Consider the following 18,087-nt stretch of genomic DNA (forward strand, 5'->3'; position numbering starts at 1 on the left):
GAAGCAGTCAAGGTCACGCTTGGCCCCGGTGGCCGCAATGTGATCGTCGAGCGCGTGCCCGGTGCCCCGCTCGTCGCTAATTCGGGCGTGGTCGTGGCTGGGGCGGTCGACCTGACCGATCCCTATGAGGAAATGGGCGCGCAATTGCTGCGCGAGGTTGCCACGCGCACCAGCGAAGTCGCCGGCGACGGCACGACGACGGCCACCACGCTTGCGCAGGCCATCATGGTCGAGGGAAACAAATGCGTCACGGCAGGCCACGATCCGATGGCGATCAAACGCGCCATCGAAGATGCGGGGAAGCTGGTCATCGCTGAATTGCACAGACTCGCGCGTCCATGCGCCTCCGCCGATGAAATGCGGCAGATCGCGACGATTTCTGCAAGCGGCGATGCGAGTATCGGTACGCTCGTGGCGAACGCCGTTGCCCGTGTCGGCAAGGAAGGGGCAATCAGTATCGAGGACGGTTCGAAGCTCGACGACGAACTCGAAACGGTTGACGGCACGTTGCTGGACCGCGGTCTCGTCTCTCCTCTCTTTCTCGACGAAGACCGGCGTGAGGTGGTGCTCGATGAACCCAAGGTGCTGCTGTGCGACATGAACATCTCGTCGATCGCGCAGTTGTTACCTGTACTTGAAGCCGTCATGGCAACCAGCAAACCCCTCTTCGTCATCGCGAACGAGATCGAAGGCGAAGCGCTCGCGACGCTGGTTGTCAATTATCTGCGCGGCACCTTCAAGTCATGCGCGATCCGCTCGCCAGGCTTCGGGCAGAACCGCACCGAGCAGCTGGCTGACCTCGCTGCCCTGACGGGCGCCACGGTCATTTCCGCACAGACGGGACGCACGCTGGAGAACGCCACGATCGATGACCTCGGCACCGCGCGGCGCGTCGAAATCACGCGCGAGGCGACAACCATCGTCGCCGGGAACGTGGAGCATGCACGCATGGCGGAACGCATCGCCGGCCTGAAAAAGCGCATCGACGCCACGGCGGATGCGCACGAACGCGACACGCTCAGCCGGCGGCTCGCGCGACTCTCGGGCGGTGTCGCCGTGATCCGCGTCGGCGCCGCGACCGAAACCGCGCTGCGCGAACGCAAGAACCGCTTCGAAGACGCGCTGCATTCGACGCGTGCCGCCGTCGAGGAAGGTTTCGTGCCGGGCGGCGGCGTTGCCTTGCTGCGCGCGCGCAGGGTTCTCGAACATCACGGCGACACGCAGCCGCAGAAACTCGGCGCCAGAATCGTGTACGAAGCGCTCGCCTCGCCGCTGCGCCAGATCGCGCAAAACGCCGGTGCTGATGCCCAGGCCGTCGTGCACGCCGTCGCACAGGCCGACGACGCGTTCGGCTACGATGCCGCCCACGGCGACTACGGCGACATGATCGCGCGAGGGATCGTCGACCCCGTCAAGGTGGCGCGCACCGCATTGCAGAACGCCATTTCTGTAGCATCGCTGCTGCTCACCACCGACTGCATGATCGTGCGCCCGCCGAAGCATCACGCCAGCGTTGCCGCGCGTGGTGACTGGCAGCGGGACCTCGCATGAGCGTCCACGTTCGCGCACGTCAGCGGGAGGGGTCATTTGCGACATACCGCGGCACTGCGATTGTCCTGCTGGTCGCGATCGCGACGATGACGCTATCGCTGCTGGCCTCGCCCACGGCGTTCGCAGTGCAGGGCACGCCTGAGACCGTTTCGGCCGTGGCGATTCTGGTCTATCACCGCTTCTCGGATACGGCCGACGATTCGATGACCGTGCGCGTCGCGACCTTCGAAGCGCAGATTCGTTTCCTGAAAGAGCACGGGTACGAAATCGTACCGTTGCGCGCGATCGTGACATGGCTGCGCAATCCTGCCGCGACGCTGCCGCGCAAGGCTGTCGCGCTGACCGTCGATGACGGCCATGCGTCGGTCTACCAAAGGCTGCTGCCGATTGCGCAACGCGAGCAGCTGCCCATCACGCTGTTCGTCTATCCATCTGCAATCTCGAACGCATCGTATGCGCTGACCTGGGAACAATTGCGGACCTTGCGGGGCACAGGACTGTTCGACGTTCAATCGCACACCTGGTGGCATCCGAACCTTCACGTCGAGCGGCGGCGCCTGGCGCCGGCCGAATTCGAGCGTTTCGCCAGCATGCAGTTGCAACATTCGCGCGAACTGATCGAGTCGAGACTCGGAGAACACGTCGATATGCTCGCCTGGCCTTTCGGCGTGTACGACGACGACCTGATGCGCATTGCGAGCAGGCTCGGCTATATGGCGGCGTTCACGCTGAATGCGCAACGCGTGAGCCGCTCTTCGCCGCTGATGGCGCTGCCCCGCTTCCTGATGGTCGATGACGTCACGCCGCGCATACTCGGCCGCCTGCTCGGCGAGCCCGCGACACCAGCGGATCAGGCAGCGGAGGTTCGCCGATGAAGAGCGCGCGCATCCTTCTGTTCTGCGCCACGCTACTCGTCTGCATCGGCATCTCGCCAACACGCGCGGCGTTCGAGGTGCAGGGTGTGGTCGTCGACGAGGCGACGCATCGGCCAATACCGCACGCTACAGTGACGCTAGACGGCAAACCTCAGTATGCCGACGTCAACGGCGCCTTTGTCAGCGCCGACCGTGTCCGGGTTGTCGCAGCGCGTGCGCCCGGCTACCGCTCGACAGCCGTCACCGCCACTTCCGGCGAGCCGCTGATCGTCGCGCTGACACCGTTTCGCGCCCGAGGCGTCTATCTGTCCACCTATGGCGTGGCGACGGCGAGCCTGCGCAACGCGGCCGTTGCCCTCAAGGAAACGAACGGTATCAACACCCTTGTGATCGACGCAAAAGGCGACCGCGGCCTGACTTCGTATCCGAGCGAAGCGCGTGAAATGGCGGGGGCGGCGGCGAATGCGCCAACGCCCGCACCCCTTGTCCGCGACATGGCCGCGCTGCTGCAGACTCTGCATCAGGAAGGCCTGTATCTGATCGCGCGTATCGTCGTATTCAAGGACGACCCGCTCGCCAGCGCTCATCCCGAATGGGCCGTTCGGAACGCCCAGGGTGACGTCTGGCGGGATCGGGAAAAGCTGCAATGGGTCGATCCGTTCCGCCGGGAAGTCTGGACGCACAATCTCGACGTCGCGGAAGAAGCAGCGCGCCTCGGTTTCGACGAAATCCAGTTTGATTACGTGCGCTTTCCGGACGCACCGGGACTGGTGTTCAGCGAACCGAATACGAGAGCAAATCGCACGGCCGCCATCGCGGGGTTTTTAGAGGCCGCGCGGGCACGGCTCGCGCCCTACAACGTTTTCGTTGCCGCCGATATTTTCGGCTACGTATGCTGGAATCTCGACGACACTGCGATTGGCCAGCAACTCGAAACGCTCGGCGCGCCGCTCGACTATATTTCGCCGATGCTCTATCCGTCCGGCTTCACCTGGGGGTTGCCCGGATGCACGAAGCCGACTGCCGATCCGGGACAGATCGTGCGCCGCTCGCTCGCTGAAGCGCAGCGTCGGACCGGGCTGCCGGGGGTGCGGTTTCGCCCGTGGCTGCAGGCCTTTCGCGACTACGCGTTCGATCACCGCGACTTCGATGCGGACGAGATTCGCGCGCAGATCGATGCCGCCGATGCCGAGCATACGGATGGGTGGATGTTATGGAATCCCCGCAATCGTTACGATCCTGCGCAATTACCGCACTGAGGTCACTGGTTGCGTTTGCGTGGATCGCGTGGGCGGCTGCCGCCCCTGCACGAGCCGATGCGCCGCTGTTCGACGAGCCGGCGCGCGCCGTGCTTTTGCAGATCGCATCGGGTGAGATTGCCGACGGCCGCATTCCAGGAGCGGTCATCCTCGCCGGCACGGTCGACGGAATATCAGCGCAATGGGTTGTCGGCAACCGCATGCTGCGTCCACGCATCGAGCCGATGACGGCCGACACCGTGTTCGATCTCGCGTCGCTGACCAAGGTCGTGGCAACGACGACTGCTGTCATGCAACTCGCCGAGCGCGGCAAGCTGGCCCTCGCCGCACCTGTCGCCCGTTACTGGCCCGCATTCGGCGCGCACGGCAAGGCGCAGATCACGGTGCAACAACTGCTGACCCATACGTCCGGCTTGCCCGCCGAACCGCCCGGTCTCGGACAAGCATCGCATCGCGCAACGCCGGCGGCGCTCCTGAGCAACATCGCCGGTATCTCGCCTGTCGCTGCGCCGGACGCGCGCATCCTCTATAGCGACGTCAACTTCGTCGTACTCGGCGTGCTCGTCGCGCGCGTCTCGGGTATGCCGTTCGACGCGTATTGCCGCAAGTTCATATTCGCGCCCCTGGGCATGACGGACACCGGCTTCACACCCAATCCCGCGCGTGCCGCGCGCGCCGCACCGACGACGCCCGATCCACACGGCATGCGCCAGGGACGCGTTCATGATCCTCTCGCGAGTGCGCTCGGAGGCGTCGCGGGCAATGCGGGCCTTTTTTCCACGGCGGCCGATTTGGCGCGCTTCGCACGCATGCTGCTGCGCGGCGGGCTTGCGGACACCGACGGTGCGGCGCGTACCAGATTCCATCGCGCTCGCATTCTCCGTGAAGAAAGCATCGATCGGATGGCGGTGCCGCTCACGGCTGACGCCTCGCCGCCATGGCGAGGCCTGGGCTGGGAACTCGACGCGCCGCTCGTTGCCAATCGATACCGTCTGCCGCCCATCGGCGCCATCGGCCACGCCGGCTTCACGGGAACTGCGCTTTGGATCGACTTTGTGACACGGCGCTTTCTGATCGTGTTGACGAACCGCGTTCATGCGATAAATGGCGGCGACGCCGCCGCGTTGCGTGCGCAGACGCTCGCATTGCTGTCGAGCGGTGTCGGGCCAGTGTCGCCGCAGCAAATCGCCGTCGCACTGCCGGATTCGCACCATGCGCTCGAACAGGCTGCGCGCCCGCCTGTTGCAGCTGGTCCCGTGCGCACGGGCATCGACGTGCTCGCCGCACGACAGTTCGGCATGCTTGCGGGCATGCGGATCGGTCTCGTCACGAATCGCACCGGTTTCGACGCGCACGGTCAGCGCACAGTCGATGTGCTGCTGCACGCGCCGGCTGTCACACTGGTCAGGCTTTTTTCACCCGAACACGGACTCGACATCGACGCAGACGAAGCAGTAGGCGACAGCATCGATGGATCGAGCGGCCTCGTCGTGCATAGCCTGTATGGAAAGACGAAACGCTTTCCGCCCGGCGCGCTCGACGGCCTCGACGCGCTCGTGTTCGACCTGCAGGACGCCGGCGTGCGCTTCTTTACGTACGAGACGACGCTGGGCTACGCGCTCGAAGCGACCGCCGCCGCGCATATTCCGCTGATCGTACTCGACCGGCCCAATCCGCTGGGCGCGGACCGCTTCGGCGGGCCGGCGCTGGACGCCGGGCATGAAAGCTTCACGGGCTATTTCCCGTTGCCGCTGCAACACGGCATGACGATTGGCGAACTCGCAGGCCTGTTCAACGACGCACGCCATATCGGCGCAGACCTGCGCATCGTGCCGATGGAAGGCTACTTGCGTTCCATGCACTTCGCCGATACGGGTCTCGGCTGGCTGCCCATTTCGCCCAACCTTCGCACCCTGCCCGCGCTCGATCTTTATCCGGATGTCGCGCTACTCGAAGGCACAGATGTGAGCGTGGGACGCGGCACGCCTCATCCGTTCGAATGGATCGGCGCGCCATGGATCGACGGCGCGAAACTCGCTGCCGCTCTGAACGGTGTGCTTGACGAGGCCCGCTTCGGACCCGTCGATTTCGTGCCGACCGAGTCCACGTATCGCGGCCAGCTCTGCCACGGCGTCCGCATCGTGGCAACGCAATCCCAACGGATGCCGGGCCGCCTTGGTGTGTCGCTCGTCGCAACCCTGCACGCGCTGTATCCACAGGTTTTCGATTTCGCAGCGACGCGCGATGCGATCGGCTCGGGCGCAACATGGCAGGCAATCGGGCGCGGCGACGCACCTTTGGCGCTCCGGAGCGCGATGACTCGCGAAGCAGATGCGTTCCGGCCAGTCCGGCAACGCTATCTGCGCTACTGACAGTCGATGGAGCTGAACATGTGGTATGGCCTCATCGATGCACGGCGACGCGCGGCTCGCGCGCTCGCGGGGGGAACCGGGTGATGTGCGCGCGGGCGGGCTTCAGCCCCTGGCACCGTGGAGCGTTCGCACGGACGGCGCAAACGCCTTCGGCCAATGGCTGCGCAGATCGTCGTGCGCATACGAGCACGCACCGCCCTTTGATATCCGCTCGATAGGCAGCCACGGAAGACAGCTTGGTGTTGCCGAAACCGCCGTCGAAACACGCACGAAGAACAGCGGCGCACTTTCGCGCTCGACACAGCCGTGGCGCTTTGAACCCTCTCCTGCATCGGTTTATGGCACTCCGTGCTCGATTTCATGCAGTCCGAGGTTGCGCGGGCCGTCGCGTAGAGCGCCGCTCAGTTGCAAAAGCGGAAATAGCCGCTATGCAATGTCACGGGTTTGCCGTCAACCGCATTCAGCAGGCGTTGCGCGGCAAGCTCGATATCCGCGCGGTGCGCCATGAAAGCACGCACCAGGTCCTCCTCTCGCGGCGAGCGCGCGCCGAAGTGATCTTCGAGCGCTTCCGCCGTAATCGAACACTCCACGGGACGATCATCGACGAGTGCACGAAACGTCAGTGCAAGATCAGGCGCGCAGTATTCGGGCGCGCAGGAAGGAAAGGAAATCTTCATAGCCACTATCCGATGGTCAGAAATGCCGCACAGTTGACCGCTTCGACCGCGTTGCCTTTTCAGGCTATCGGACCGCGCACGTTTCCGGTTGATGTACATCAACCCGCCGTCTGCATGCAAACGTCATGCAACGCCCGGGTTAATTGTCTGGCGTCCCGGCTCACCTCGCCGGGCATGGCCCCTGAATGGCACGGGTCATCGCTCCATCGCCGGGGGGCGGTACACCGTACATTCACGATTCCGGAACGAGCCCGCCACCGAGCGCCGCATACAGCGCAACCGTATCCTGCAGGCGCTGCGCGGTGGCCTGCAGCCATGCGATCCGCGCCTGGTGATACTGTCCGTCTGCGATCAGAATCTGCAGATACCCGACTGTCCCTGCGCGGTACGACGCTTTGATCAGCCGCAGCGCGTCGGCCGCGGACTGCACCGCCCGCGTTTGCGCCTCGACGGTCTGCGCGTCGTGTTCCAGCGCGCGAAGCGCATCGGCAACCTGGGCGAACGCTGCCAGCACGACCTGCCGATAACCGGCCTGTGATTCCGCGTATGCGTCGATCGCAGCGCGACGCTGAAACCACAGCGCGCCTCCATGAAATATGGGTGCCGTGACACCGGCGGCGACGCTCCATACCTGGCCGCTTGCGTTACCGAGCGAATGCAGCACGGTGCTATCCAGACCGCCGGACGCCGACAGCGTGATCTGCGGGAAGAGCGCCGCCGTCGCGACGCCGATGTTCGCGCTCGCGACGTGCAGCACCGCCTCCGCCTGCAGGATATCCGGACGGCGCCTCACCAGCGACGACGGCAGGGTTTGCGGCAATACCGCGGGCAACGCGATATCCTGAAGCGACAAAGGTGGCGCGCTCCAGTCCCTTGGGAACATGCCCGCCAGCAATGCAAGCAGATGCTCGGACTCAGCACGCTTTTGCTCGAGCCCCGGCACCGATGCTTCGAGGGTAGCCATCTCGTTCTGCAGCGACAGGACCGCCGACCATGCGCCGGCGCCCGCTGCCACCTGTACTTCCGTGATGTGAATCTGCTCGCGCAACAGATCGATCATCTCGCGCGTGGCGACGATCTCGTCGCTATAGGCCGCCCGGGCGATCATCGTATTGACGACATTCGACGCCAGCGTCAGGTAGGTCGCGGCGAGCGCATAGCGCTGGGCGTCCGCCTGCGCGGCGAGCGCTTCCACCTGGCGGCGCTCGCCGCCCCAGATATCGAGCGTATAACTGACGGTGGCCGACAGCGTGAACAGATTGAAAATGGACGGAGCCGCGTCCACGCCTATACGCAGCGGGGAGTAGCGCTGACGCGATGCACCCGCCTGTGCATCCACCTGCGGATAGAACACGCCTGCGCCCGCACGCAGCAGATCGTCGCTGCGCCGCAAGCTCGCCTGCCCGCCTTCGAGCGTCGCATTGCCCGTCAGCGTTTCGTCGACGGCGCGGTCGATCGCAGTGCAACCGAACGAAGTCCACCAGTCATCGCGCACGGATACCGCGGGTGACAGCGTTTGCACCCCGGCAGGCGCCGCGAAACTCTGCCGGTCCACCTGAACATATTTGTCAACGGTAGGCGTGGCCGGACGCGAAAAGTCAGGCCCGACCGCGCACGACGTCGACATGACGAGCAACGGTGCCAGCGCGATGCGCACGAGTCCGTGCAGACGCTCACGCCTGTGCCGACGGTCAGCGGGCCGAGATGTACACATCGACGATCTGCCCCGGGAAAAGATGCGTGCCGTTCTGCGGCACAACCCGAAAGAGTACTGGCAGCACGCGCACATCGACACGTTCGGTGCGCTGGTCCGTGAGCTGGATCTTTGGCGTGACATACGGCTGGACGCGCATGAATTGCAGGTCCGCCCGCACCGACGTGCCGCGTATGAACATCGTCGCCTTGAGTGCTTCCGTATCGGGCAGACGGTTGATGAGTATCTCGTCGACGTAACAGCGCACGGCCAGTTTTCCGGGCGGCGTGCCGAGAACAAGCACGGGTGCGCTACCCTGCGCATAGGTGTCGTACACGCCCTGCGGCGACAGATAGGCCCCGGGCGCCGCGTTGACCGAGAGCACCATACCGTCCGCGGGAGCGCGCAACGTGTACCGTTCCAGTTGCGCCGTCGCGGCTTCCGCCGCCTTGCGCAATGCTTCGACCTGACGTTCCTGATTGCGAACGTCGAATGACCATGCGCCCGCGCGCGTCAATGCATATTGACGATTGACCACCTCGAGATTCGCGCGGGCAACCGCGACGGCATTCGCCGCGTTATCGAGCGTATCCCGGCTCACGGCTTTCGGATCGATGTCGTAAGCGCGCCTTTGCTTGTCGAACTGGTCCTGCGCCATCTTCAGGTTCGCAGAGGCCGCACCGACCTGGGCACTCGCCACGTGGAGGGCTTCTGGACGCGGCTGCGCCCGCAGTTCATCGAGAATCGATTGCGCCGCGTCGGCTTGTGCGGCAAGCTGCGCCACCGTGGCGCGCTGGACGCTATCGTCGATCGTCAAGAGTGGTTGTCCACGTTGCACCGTGTCGCCATCGTGAACGAGCACGTTTGTCGCGGCACCCGATACGTCCGGGTACACATTGATGTTCGCGCCTGCCGGCTGATCGCTTTCGACGATTCCCGTCGCATACACGCCGTGGGCATAAGGGTTGGATGCGGGATCGAAAACGGGTGGCTGTGGTGGCTGCTGGATGCCATACACCCATGCCGCCACCACGCTCCCAAGAAATCCAAGCAGAGCGGCGAGAAACAGGAGCCTCTGTTTCACTTCCCGCCTCCCGCATCGATCGTCTTGAGTCTGCCGTCCTCCATATGCATGACGCGGTCGGCGTAATCGAAAATCCGGCTGTCATGCGTCACGATGACGATGCAGCGATGCTCGTTGAGCACCTTGTGCTTGACGAAATCGATGATTGAGCGGCCCGTGTCGCCGTCCAGCGACGCCGTCGGCTCGTCGAGAATCAGGATATCCGGCTGGCTCACGATTGCGCGCGCAATGGCCACCCGCTGCTGTTCGCCCCCCGATAGCTTCACAGGTGGCAATGCCGCCCGGTTCCTGAGACCGACGACGTCCAGCCACCTGAGTGCTTCGGCGACGGATTCGTTCCAGTCGCGGCGCTTGAGGATAAGCGGAATCGCGACGTTCTCCGCCGTCGTCAGGCGCGGAAACAGGTGATAGTCCTGAAAGACGAAGCCGATCCGGTTGAGCCTGAAATCGGCGATGGCATCGTCATGCAATTGCCAGAGGTCGACACCGTCGATCGCAACACTGCCCGCGTCCGGGCGCAAAATGCCCGAGATCACGCTCAGCAACGTGGTCTTGCCGCTACCCGAAGGACCGACGATCAGCAGCATTTCTCCGAAGCGGGCCTGCATCGTGACATCGGACAACGCCTGCGTTCGGGCGTCATCTTCCCCAAACCACTTGTTGAGGCCACGCGCCTCGATTGCCATTCCCGCCTCCACGGCTACCCCCTGAAGATGTCGAACGGCTCGATGCGCAGCACGCGACGCACGCCGAGATAGCTGGACGAGGCAGCAATCACCACCACCATCGCAAAGGCGAGCGCGAGATTACCAAAGGTGATCATCGCCGCATAGTCGGCGATGCGCAGGCGGACCAGGCTGATCGACGCCGCGCACAGGCCGACACCGAGTCCGTATCCCGTCAGCGCGGTAAAGGTCGCCTGAAACAGGATCATGGCGACGAGTTCGTGCCCCTTCGCGCCGATCGCCTTCAACGCGCCGAATTTTTCGAGGTTCTCGAGAATGAATGTGTAAAACGTCTGCCCGGAAATCGATAACCCAACAATGAAACTGATTGCCGTCATCAGCAGAATGTTGGTACCAAGCCCCGTCTCGTACTTGTAGAAGCGGGCGATACGCCGCATGAATTCGTTCTTCGTGTAAGCGACATAGCCGAGCGACGCAACCACCTGCTTGATATGCGCGACGTCGGCTGGGGATTTTGGCTCGACAAGAATGTAGGAAGTGGTGTAACGCGTCGACGGGATGTATTCGACGGCGCGCTTATAAGTCGTGTAGAGCGTAGGCGTGCCGAACAGTCCGCTGCTCGCCACGGTCGCGATGCCCACGACAACGCCCCGATGATCGTTGAGCTCGAAATCGGTGCCGATGGTGGGCTTGTGCAGCTTCACGAACTCCGCGTCGTCGATCGCGACGAAGCCGTGCTCCGCGTAAATATCCTCGATGCGCCCCGCCTTCATTTTCGGCCAGCCGAACAGGCTCGCGTCGTCGAGGCCAATCACCGTCACCGCCTGATACGTGCCGTCGCGCAGCCTGACAAGGGCGACGCCGGAATAAAGCGGTACTGCGTACTTGACCCCATCGATGCTGCGCACGGCGTCGAGCACGTAGTCCGGCATCCCGATGCTGCTGGCGATGGTCTGAACGGCCGGGTCCATGATCCACATCTTCGCGCCAATGTTGATCACCGTGGATGAAGACTTGTTGAGGATGCCGGCGAAGAGCGATGTCATTTCGATCATCAGGAAGACCGCGAACGTAATGCCGACGATCAGCGCGGTGAATTTGGCGCTGTCGTTGACGAGCAGCTTGAAGGCGAGACGCAGGATGCCTCTCATTTCTTAGCTGCCCGACCGCAACTGGCGATGCGATGCTTCATCGTCCATCTCCCGTCGTGAGATTGAGCACGATCCCGTGTTGCTGGGGAGGCATGATGCACGTCCGCGTCAAGCGTTCTTCGCTGGCTCATGCTCGGGCTCGGCGTCCCGCAAGAGCAACCCGGGGCAGCCGGACAATGAGGCACGGCGACGAACTCCTCGGGACGCGAGCCCGCCCAGCCAGCGACGGCTGCGCGGCAACGTCTATCAGCGCTCCGTTCCATTCCTGGACCGCATCGCCCAAATGCATCGGTTGCTTGACGATGCAACCCTGCAAGATCGATCAGATCTGTCTCCGGCCGCGCAACGAACGCGTCGGCTTCGCGAGCAGCCTGGGCAACCAGTACCCGCTCACAAGTGACCGACTCTGTTCCGCTTGCCGTTTTCCGATGGCCTTGCGCCCAAGCCGTTGTTGGCGTGTACGCCACGCACGTCTCTATATTCAATGCTCGCGCGGGCGCAGGATTGACCTGAGTCAACGGTCGTTGTAGCGCACGGCCCTGCGCCACGCACACGCGAGCGTGTACCGAAGTCTTGACGCAAAACGACAGCAGGGATCGCGCTCTAGAGTCGATACCGAACTACGGTTACCGCACCGGACGCGCGGCAACACGCGTCGCGATGCCACGTTTCAGCAACCGCGCGAACAGACATGGATACCGGATGCCCGGGTTGCTGTGTAACGCTGCCGAACGAGCGAAATTGGAGCCACGTGGTCGAGCACTCACGGGCCGAACTTAGCTAATCCAGCCGCGTCGATAAGAATGCAGGAGGGCATCGCCTCCGTTCTCCGCATAGCCAACCAATGATCCGTGTTTGCCCAACTCTACCGTGAAAATGGCCGAAGAGCCCGTCCACCTCGTTCCGTGGCCGTCGTGGGGCGATCGCCGTCGGCAAAGACCAACAACGTGCCATCCTGGACGCCGAGCGAATGGCCGTTCTAGTTTTTTGACCAGCCATAGCCTCCCGATCAGGTCGAGTGGCTGTTTCGGGTCGGGAGTACTCACTGGCGACTGGCGGCTTCCGGGAAGCCGATTTTCAGTGGCCGCTTTCCGGCTACGAATTTGAAGAGCGGATTGACGAAACCCGACCCACTACGGACGTCGGACCAAGCCCCACTTGGCCGTCCGATTCTAGGGTGCAGTGGTCATTCACTCGCGGTTCGTGACGTCGGGTCGCTTGTGGCCCCGGATGGCGACTCATTGCACATCAGAAACCACCCTTCAGGCCCGGCCCGTTCGGGTGGCGTATGGATCGCGAAATGCGCAGGTTTACAACATCGTGCAGGATGGACTTAGGGCCAGCACAGCGACAGCTTTTTGTTTGCTGCAGCGCACGCTCGGGTTTGCCCGGTTGTTGGGGAGGGATGCGAAGCATAGCCTTCGTAATGATGTGGTAATAATTTATTCGCGGGTTGCTGAGTAAGCCAGCCGCTCTCGCGATCTGCGCAATACGCCGAACTTTCACGACTGCGCTCCACACGCGGGCTGTCAAACGATGCTGGGAATGACGACTGAAGTGTTGTGCCCTGTTCTCGACTGCGCAGCTTCGACAAGCCTCGATTGAAGCGTGAGGTTTGACACAGCCGCCATGGCCGCCGACGGTGGTCCTGCCCGGTGTGAACATAGGTCGTCATCGTTCCGGTGCAGCGCGGTTGGTTCCCCGCCCGACCTTATTTTGATCGTCGAGCGCCGACACACGCGATACGCGACGCCGCAAACTAGACCTTTTTTGCACCCGTAAGGTTGATCTAGATGAACTCCGCTTACTCCTCAGCCGAAAGCGCGCATCAGCTGTTTCATCGTCGCCCGTATCTGGCTGCCGCTGCGATCGCACTGACATTGTCTTCGTGCGGAGGTGGTTCCGACTGTCTGGACGAGGGCACTTGCTATACGGTCGGTGGCAGCCTTTCCGGGCTTCTCGCCAACAGTTCGGTTACCCTTCAAGACAACGGCACCGACAATCTGACGCTGAGCAACAACGGAGGATTTTCGTTTAACAATACGGTGGACAGCTCCCGCAACTTTAGCGTCACGGTTCTGACCCAGCCGGTCGGGCAGTCATGCACTATCTACCACCAGGACGGAAGCGGCTACGGCCCAGCCGACGCAAATGTTAACGTCGTCTGTACTCCAAACAGTCATACTTTGGGCGGCACCCTGAATGGCCTCGCACCGGGTACGACCGTCACGCTGCAAAACAATGGCGCGAATTCCCTCGCTCTCGCAGCTAACGGCAGTTTCAACTTTCCCACGAAGGTGCGATACGGTGACGCTTATTCGGTGACGGTCTCGGCGCAACCAATCCCACCAACGCGCACCTGCGTAGTGACGAACGGCAGCGGCACCGTCCCGGACGGCGACATCTCCAATGTGAATGTGACCTGCCAATAGCGCCGATGATGGGGTCTGAGGCGCAGTGGAACAGAAAACCCGGTTAAGCGTTGATCAAGCGTTGTTGTCATGCCCTACAGAGAAGCCTCAGCAATGAACCGCCCCGGATTTGGTGGAGGCCCCAATTCTTGAGAAAATGGAGCCATGAACAAGTCGAACAAATTTTCTACTGACGTCCGGGAACGCGCAGTGCGCATGGTGCAAGAGCAGCATCGGGGCGAGTATCCGTCACAGTGGGAAGCGATCGAATCCGTCGCACCAAGATCGGCTGCACGAGCCAGACATTGCTGGGGTGGATCGAACGGGAGGAAGTCGATTGCGGCGAGCGCGAGGGCGTGAGCACGTCGAAACGCGAACGTCTTAAAGCGCTGGAGCGCGAAGTCAAAAAACTTCGCCGCGCCAATGAGATTCTGAAACTGGCGAGTGCGTTTTTAGCCCAGGCGGAGCTCGACCGCCGTCTGAAGTCCTGAAGGCCTTTATCGATCAGCGTCGCGACACCTTCGGGGCCGAGCCGATCTGCGAGGTTTTGCGGATTGCCCCGTCGGGCTACCGGCACCGTGCTGCGCAGCTTCGCGATCCGTCGCGCCGCTGCGCTCGTGCGATACGCGATGAATGCCTGCGACCTGAGCTCCAGCGTGTCTGGCAAGCGAACATACGGTCTACGGAGCGGATAAAGTCTGGAAGCCAGAAGAGCGATGGCGTGGCGGGCGCGGCGCCTCCATTCACGCATCCGAACCGCGCCAAGGCGCGGTTCGTCGACACGATAAATCCACATGGAGCACCACGCCGTTTGATTGCATTCACCCGAACGAGCGGGAGGCAGGTCGGTCGTTTCCGTGGCTATCGAGGCTTGATGTATTGCGCTACGGATTTGGAAACCGTGTCACACCAGTCGTCCATGATCGGCTTGACCGCTTGGAAGGTGATCACCGGTTCGTTTGATGCGACCCGCCCCAGTTTCTCTCCCGTACGGGTGCGTACCACTTTGGCGAGGACGTCGCCTGACACGCTGTCCGTCCCGCGGGCCTCGATCAGCAGCTTCGCCTGCTGCGGTGCACCTGCTATAGAGTTGACCGCCATCGTGGCGACAAAAGCCATGGGCACAACCTGGTAAGGCTTGAGCCCCTGTGCCGTGCTTGCAACGCCCGTGATGGCGACCTGCAACCGAAGCACACCTGGGCCGGGCGCCTCGACGACACGGACCTTTGAAGCCATTGCCTGCGTCAGACAAGTGGTGGCGTAGTTGCGCACCTGATCAATCGTTGTCTGACTCAGTTGTTCCGTCGGTTCAGCTTTCGGATACATTGAGATCGGTTCGACAATGACGGCGCTGTAATTGGTCGGATTCAACTTCGGATTGATGTACCTGAGGAATGTCTCTCCTTTGGCGTCCTGCGTTTGCTGCAGATTAGAATAGTCGCCGAGAAATCCCGAGTACTCGGATTTCGTCGGTGTATTGTTGCTTGCGCATCCGGCAACGAATACAGCCGCGACTGCTATCGCAGACGGCACAGAAAACGTTATATTTCGCATCGTCACACCTTCGCTCGTCGGTGGTAGAAATTGCGCAAGTCGCATCCGTGCGAAACTGGACCTACGCTCCGGTCCACCAGCAAGTTACGACTGCCTGGTGCGAACCTTGTATGACAGGCTAGCGGGGCATGAGATGATCAGATTGATTTGTGTCAAGTAAAGTCACTGAGTAGGACGTGACTTGCACGTGCTATTCTTTTTTTAATTAGAGTTACATGGGATAACTATCCAATTGCATTCCGTAGCGGTCGTTGGGCTTTGTTTGCCATTAAACACTCACGACATGCTTTTTCAGACATGCAGGTTCTCTTCGAAGACATACAGAATGTCTCTTTCGGTGTGAGCAATGTACGAGTCTGACGTGCCTTTCGAAGGCTGATGAAAGGGCGGAGGTCGATGTGAAGCGCTTTTGCGGATGCATTGTTGGAATACTGCTTTTGCTGTCGGCAACCGGGTGTGCGAACGACCTTTTCAGAAGCGTCTATAGGTTGAACTCTGTACAAACACCTCAAAGCCTCGATCCTGGAATTCCGCTTGCTATTGTCGTCGACTATGTAACCATTCCAGAAGTGGTCGACCGGCCACAACTCGTGCTTCGCATCAACCCGTCGCAACTTCGCGTCGCGGAAGCTGCCCGATGGAGCGAGCCATTGAAAGTCCAGATAGCGAATGTCGTTGCAGTAGACATGCAACGCCTTTTTGTTGATGCTCGAGTGTCCACGATTCTACAGCCTACTGACCGGCCGACGGTGAGAATCGCCATCAATGTTCAGACTTTCGACTCGGCGCCCGGATCCGGGGCAGTGCTTGTCGTGGGATGGTCAATCCTCATACCAGATTCCAAACGCGTTCTCAATGGGCGATCCCTCGTCATACAACGAGTGGACGTCAGTGGTTATGACGCGCTAGTCGATGCCCAGAGTCAGGCGCTCGGTGCAGTCTGTGTCGATATGGCAGAAGCGATCGTGTCTGCAATCAAGAAGAAGCCGCAGCGTGTCGATCGAGTGTTTGACGCAATGGATCACCAGAATACGTTGCGTACGCGCTCATAGAAAACAGCGCTACAGTTCCACCGCCAGATTACCCGGACTACCGGCTAGACGAGGATGTGCGGCGGCGATCTCGTGCGCCGACCACATCAAGTGCGCAGTAATTTTGATCGGTGTTTCCCGCTCCGCGTTGAGAGCATTGAGCGCGGCCTGGTTCGCACAGCTTTTATCGATTGTGACCGTCTCGGTTCCCGTTTTACGTGATTGACTTTTCGAAGTACCACCGCGCCGCGGCCTTTGTCAGCCTGGAAGAGTATTGATGATCGAGTCCACGCTCGCGCCGCGATAACTGCCTCAATGGCAAAGCAACAGGCGGCAGGCGCACGGCATCTATCGGGCGGGAGCTGGCTAACGCCGACTGCTCGCTCCCGGCCATCGGGCAGCTTTGGGACCGGAGGAGGCATTCAAATGGCAGCTTCCTACCTTCGACGAGTGGCCGCTGTTGGCCGATCGGGCGAGGTCGCCAACGGCCGCTTATCGGCACTCCACTTCGCAAAACTTAGATTTGGCTGACTGACCGGTTCGGAGAAAGTTATCTGACGGGAGTGGGTCGACATGAGGCATCCACTGACAGTCGTTCACACCATGGTGTCACGCGTTCGAATGGCAGAGAGCGAGGCATTCGTACGTCATCGCGCGCGCCGGAGTTCGCCCCCTCACAGTGACGTGGCACTACCGCGAATCATTGACCGACGGCAGGCGGACGCGCCCGCAATGACATGCGTACTGCGCCCGAAGCTCCTCGGTGACCTCGCCAATCAACGACAAGGCCGTAGTCGATAAACAGTTCATTCCCGGCGTCGATGCGAAGAGCGCGTGAATGAACACACGATCGCCCACCTCGATGGCCTCGCAGTTGGGTTCGCAAGCGTGATTGAGGAACCGCGCGCTGTTGCCACCCCGACTGCCGTCAATGACCCGTCCGTCCGAGAGGCCAAAAACAAACGTGTGCCCGGCATCCGATCGCTGACGCGCGGCCGCGCGTCGCCAACCGGTGACTTCTCCCTTGTACTCAATGAGGCGCTCGCCCGACCTGAAAGGCTGGAGGGCAAACAGCCCCGTGCCGTGCACGGGCGAATGTCGCGCCGAAATGCGTCGCGCGCGGCGCATGGTGTCGTTTCCTTTATTAGGCACCCGGGGCAGACGGCACCGGTGTAGCCGGATCATACAGCGGCACTCGCCATGTTGGTTAGGGCAATGCGCAACTAACTGTCAGGCGCATATCAGTCCCGAACCGGCTCCGCCAGAACCCCGGCGAGCAGGGAAGGGGCGTCATTCGGACCAGCGATTCGCTCCCGCGCGTCGCCGAAGTCGCTCCGTCTGCGCCAAGGTGTGTGCTTCGTCGCGTCCCGCGGCCATCCCTGAAAGGAAATTGAATGAACAGGCAGGAGCTTATCGACGCAGTCGCTGCCAGCACGGGCGAAAGCAAGGCCAGCACAGGCGAAGCCCTTGACGCGATTCTCGAGGCGGTTACATCCGCCGTCACGCGCGGCGAGACCGTGCAACTGATCGGCTTCGGATCGTTTTCGACGGGCGCCCGTTCGGAGCGCACCGGACGCAATCCCTGGACGGGCGAAACCATTAAGATCCCGGCCGCGAAAACCGTGAAGTTCACTGCAGGTAAATCGTTCAAGGAGGCCGTCAACGGGGCCTAGCGTGGCGGGCGCAGGAAAGCCGGCGCGACATGCCCGTTTCCCCGCGCGCCGCGACGGTCCTGACGATTCT

General features: G+C 62.0%; 14 protein-coding genes, 2 pseudogenes and 1 other annotated feature. Of the genes and pseudogenes, 8 read left to right on the forward strand and 8 right to left on the reverse strand.

The annotated features are described in order from the left end of the window. The 4 genes from groL to H3V53_RS39245 form a co-directional block, all read left to right on the forward strand. On the forward strand, positions 1–1,551 hold a 1,551-nt coding region (groL, locus tag H3V53_RS39230), incomplete at its 5' end, for a chaperonin GroEL (protein WP_336602418.1). Beyond that, on the forward strand, positions 1,548–2,426 hold the full coding sequence (locus H3V53_RS39235) for a polysaccharide deacetylase family protein (RefSeq protein ID WP_336602419.1): 879 nt from the start codon (positions 1,548–1,550) through the stop codon (positions 2,424–2,426). The genes groL and H3V53_RS39235, both read left to right, overlap by 4 nt. Beyond that, on the forward strand, positions 2,423–3,685 hold the full coding sequence (locus tag H3V53_RS39240) for a putative glycoside hydrolase (RefSeq protein ID WP_336602420.1): 1,263 nt from the start codon (positions 2,423–2,425) through the stop codon (positions 3,683–3,685). The genes H3V53_RS39235 and H3V53_RS39240 overlap by 4 nt, the downstream gene beginning before the upstream one ends. Further along, on the forward strand, positions 3,640–6,057 hold the full coding sequence (locus tag H3V53_RS39245; protein ID WP_419539730.1) for an exo-beta-N-acetylmuramidase NamZ domain-containing protein: 2,418 nt from the start codon (positions 3,640–3,642) through the stop codon (positions 6,055–6,057). Before H3V53_RS39240 ends, H3V53_RS39245 begins: the two co-directional genes overlap by 46 nt. Positions 6,058–6,458: 401 nt before the next feature. On the opposite strand, the gene H3V53_RS39250 is transcribed toward H3V53_RS39245, so the two are convergent. From H3V53_RS39250 to H3V53_RS39270, 5 genes are all read right to left on the reverse strand, one after another. Beyond that, on the reverse strand, positions 6,459–6,734 hold the full coding sequence (locus H3V53_RS39250; protein ID WP_054920013.1) for a DUF1488 family protein: 276 nt from the start codon (positions 6,732–6,734) through the stop codon (positions 6,459–6,461). 232 nt (positions 6,735–6,966) lie between these two features. Next, positions 6,967–8,448: an efflux transporter outer membrane subunit gene (locus H3V53_RS39255; protein WP_336602422.1), complete on the reverse strand. Its 1,482-nt coding sequence runs from the start codon at positions 8,446–8,448 to the stop codon at positions 6,967–6,969. Further along, positions 8,426–9,511, reverse strand: a complete 1,086-nt coding sequence (locus H3V53_RS39260; protein WP_336602423.1) for an HlyD family secretion protein — start codon at positions 9,509–9,511, stop codon at positions 8,426–8,428. The genes H3V53_RS39255 and H3V53_RS39260 overlap by 23 nt, the downstream gene beginning before the upstream one ends. Next, positions 9,508–10,197, reverse strand: a complete 690-nt coding sequence (locus H3V53_RS39265) for an ABC transporter ATP-binding protein (RefSeq protein ID WP_336602424.1) — start codon at positions 10,195–10,197, stop codon at positions 9,508–9,510. Before H3V53_RS39265 ends, H3V53_RS39260 begins: the two co-directional genes overlap by 4 nt. 14 nt (positions 10,198–10,211) lie before the next feature. Then, entirely contained in the window at positions 10,212–11,348 is a 1,137-nt protein-coding gene (locus H3V53_RS39270) for an ABC transporter permease (protein WP_336602425.1), read from the reverse strand. Between the two features lie 1,793 nt (positions 11,349–13,141). Here H3V53_RS39270 and H3V53_RS39275 point away from each other — a divergent pair. Beyond that, complete coding sequence (locus tag H3V53_RS39275) at positions 13,142–13,780, forward strand: hypothetical protein (RefSeq protein WP_336602426.1); 639 nt, start codon at positions 13,142–13,144, stop codon at positions 13,778–13,780. Positions 13,781–13,924: 144 nt separating this feature from the next. Beyond that, a pseudogene (locus tag H3V53_RS39280) lies at positions 13,925–14,476 on the forward strand (transposase family protein); the annotation flags it as partial. Further along, positions 14,205–14,321: a sequence feature (AL1L pseudoknot), on the forward strand. It overlaps the preceding pseudogene by 117 nt. A gap of 144 nt (positions 14,477–14,620) precedes the next feature. On the opposite strand, the gene H3V53_RS39285 reads toward H3V53_RS39280, so the two are convergent. Next, on the reverse strand, positions 14,621–15,313 hold the full coding sequence (locus tag H3V53_RS39285) for a DUF3313 domain-containing protein (RefSeq protein ID WP_336602427.1): 693 nt from the start codon (positions 15,311–15,313) through the stop codon (positions 14,621–14,623). Between the two features lie 488 nt (positions 15,314–15,801). Between H3V53_RS39285 and H3V53_RS39290 the strand changes: the two genes are divergently transcribed. After that, positions 15,802–16,365, forward strand: a complete 564-nt coding sequence (locus H3V53_RS39290) for a PqiC family protein (protein WP_336602428.1) — start codon at positions 15,802–15,804, stop codon at positions 16,363–16,365. Between the two features lie 99 nt (positions 16,366–16,464). Here the strand turns inward: H3V53_RS39290 and H3V53_RS39295 are convergent. Then, positions 16,465–16,603 (reverse strand): annotated as a pseudogene (locus H3V53_RS39295) (IS6 family transposase); the annotation flags it as partial. Between the two features lie 431 nt (positions 16,604–17,034). Further along, a complete protein-coding gene (locus tag H3V53_RS39300; RefSeq protein WP_419539731.1) occupies positions 17,035–17,472 on the reverse strand; it encodes an SET domain-containing protein in 438 nt (145 codons plus the stop codon). 266 nt (positions 17,473–17,738) lie between these two features. Between H3V53_RS39300 and H3V53_RS39305 the strand changes: the two genes are divergently transcribed. Then, on the forward strand, positions 17,739–18,017 hold the full coding sequence (locus tag H3V53_RS39305; RefSeq protein WP_336602429.1) for an HU family DNA-binding protein: 279 nt from the start codon (positions 17,739–17,741) through the stop codon (positions 18,015–18,017). Positions 18,018–18,087 lie beyond the last annotated feature (70 nt).

The sequence above is a fragment of the Paraburkholderia bengalensis genome, from assembly GCF_037126505.1.
GTDB classification, from domain to species: Bacteria; Pseudomonadota; Gammaproteobacteria; order Burkholderiales; family Burkholderiaceae; genus Paraburkholderia; species Paraburkholderia bengalensis.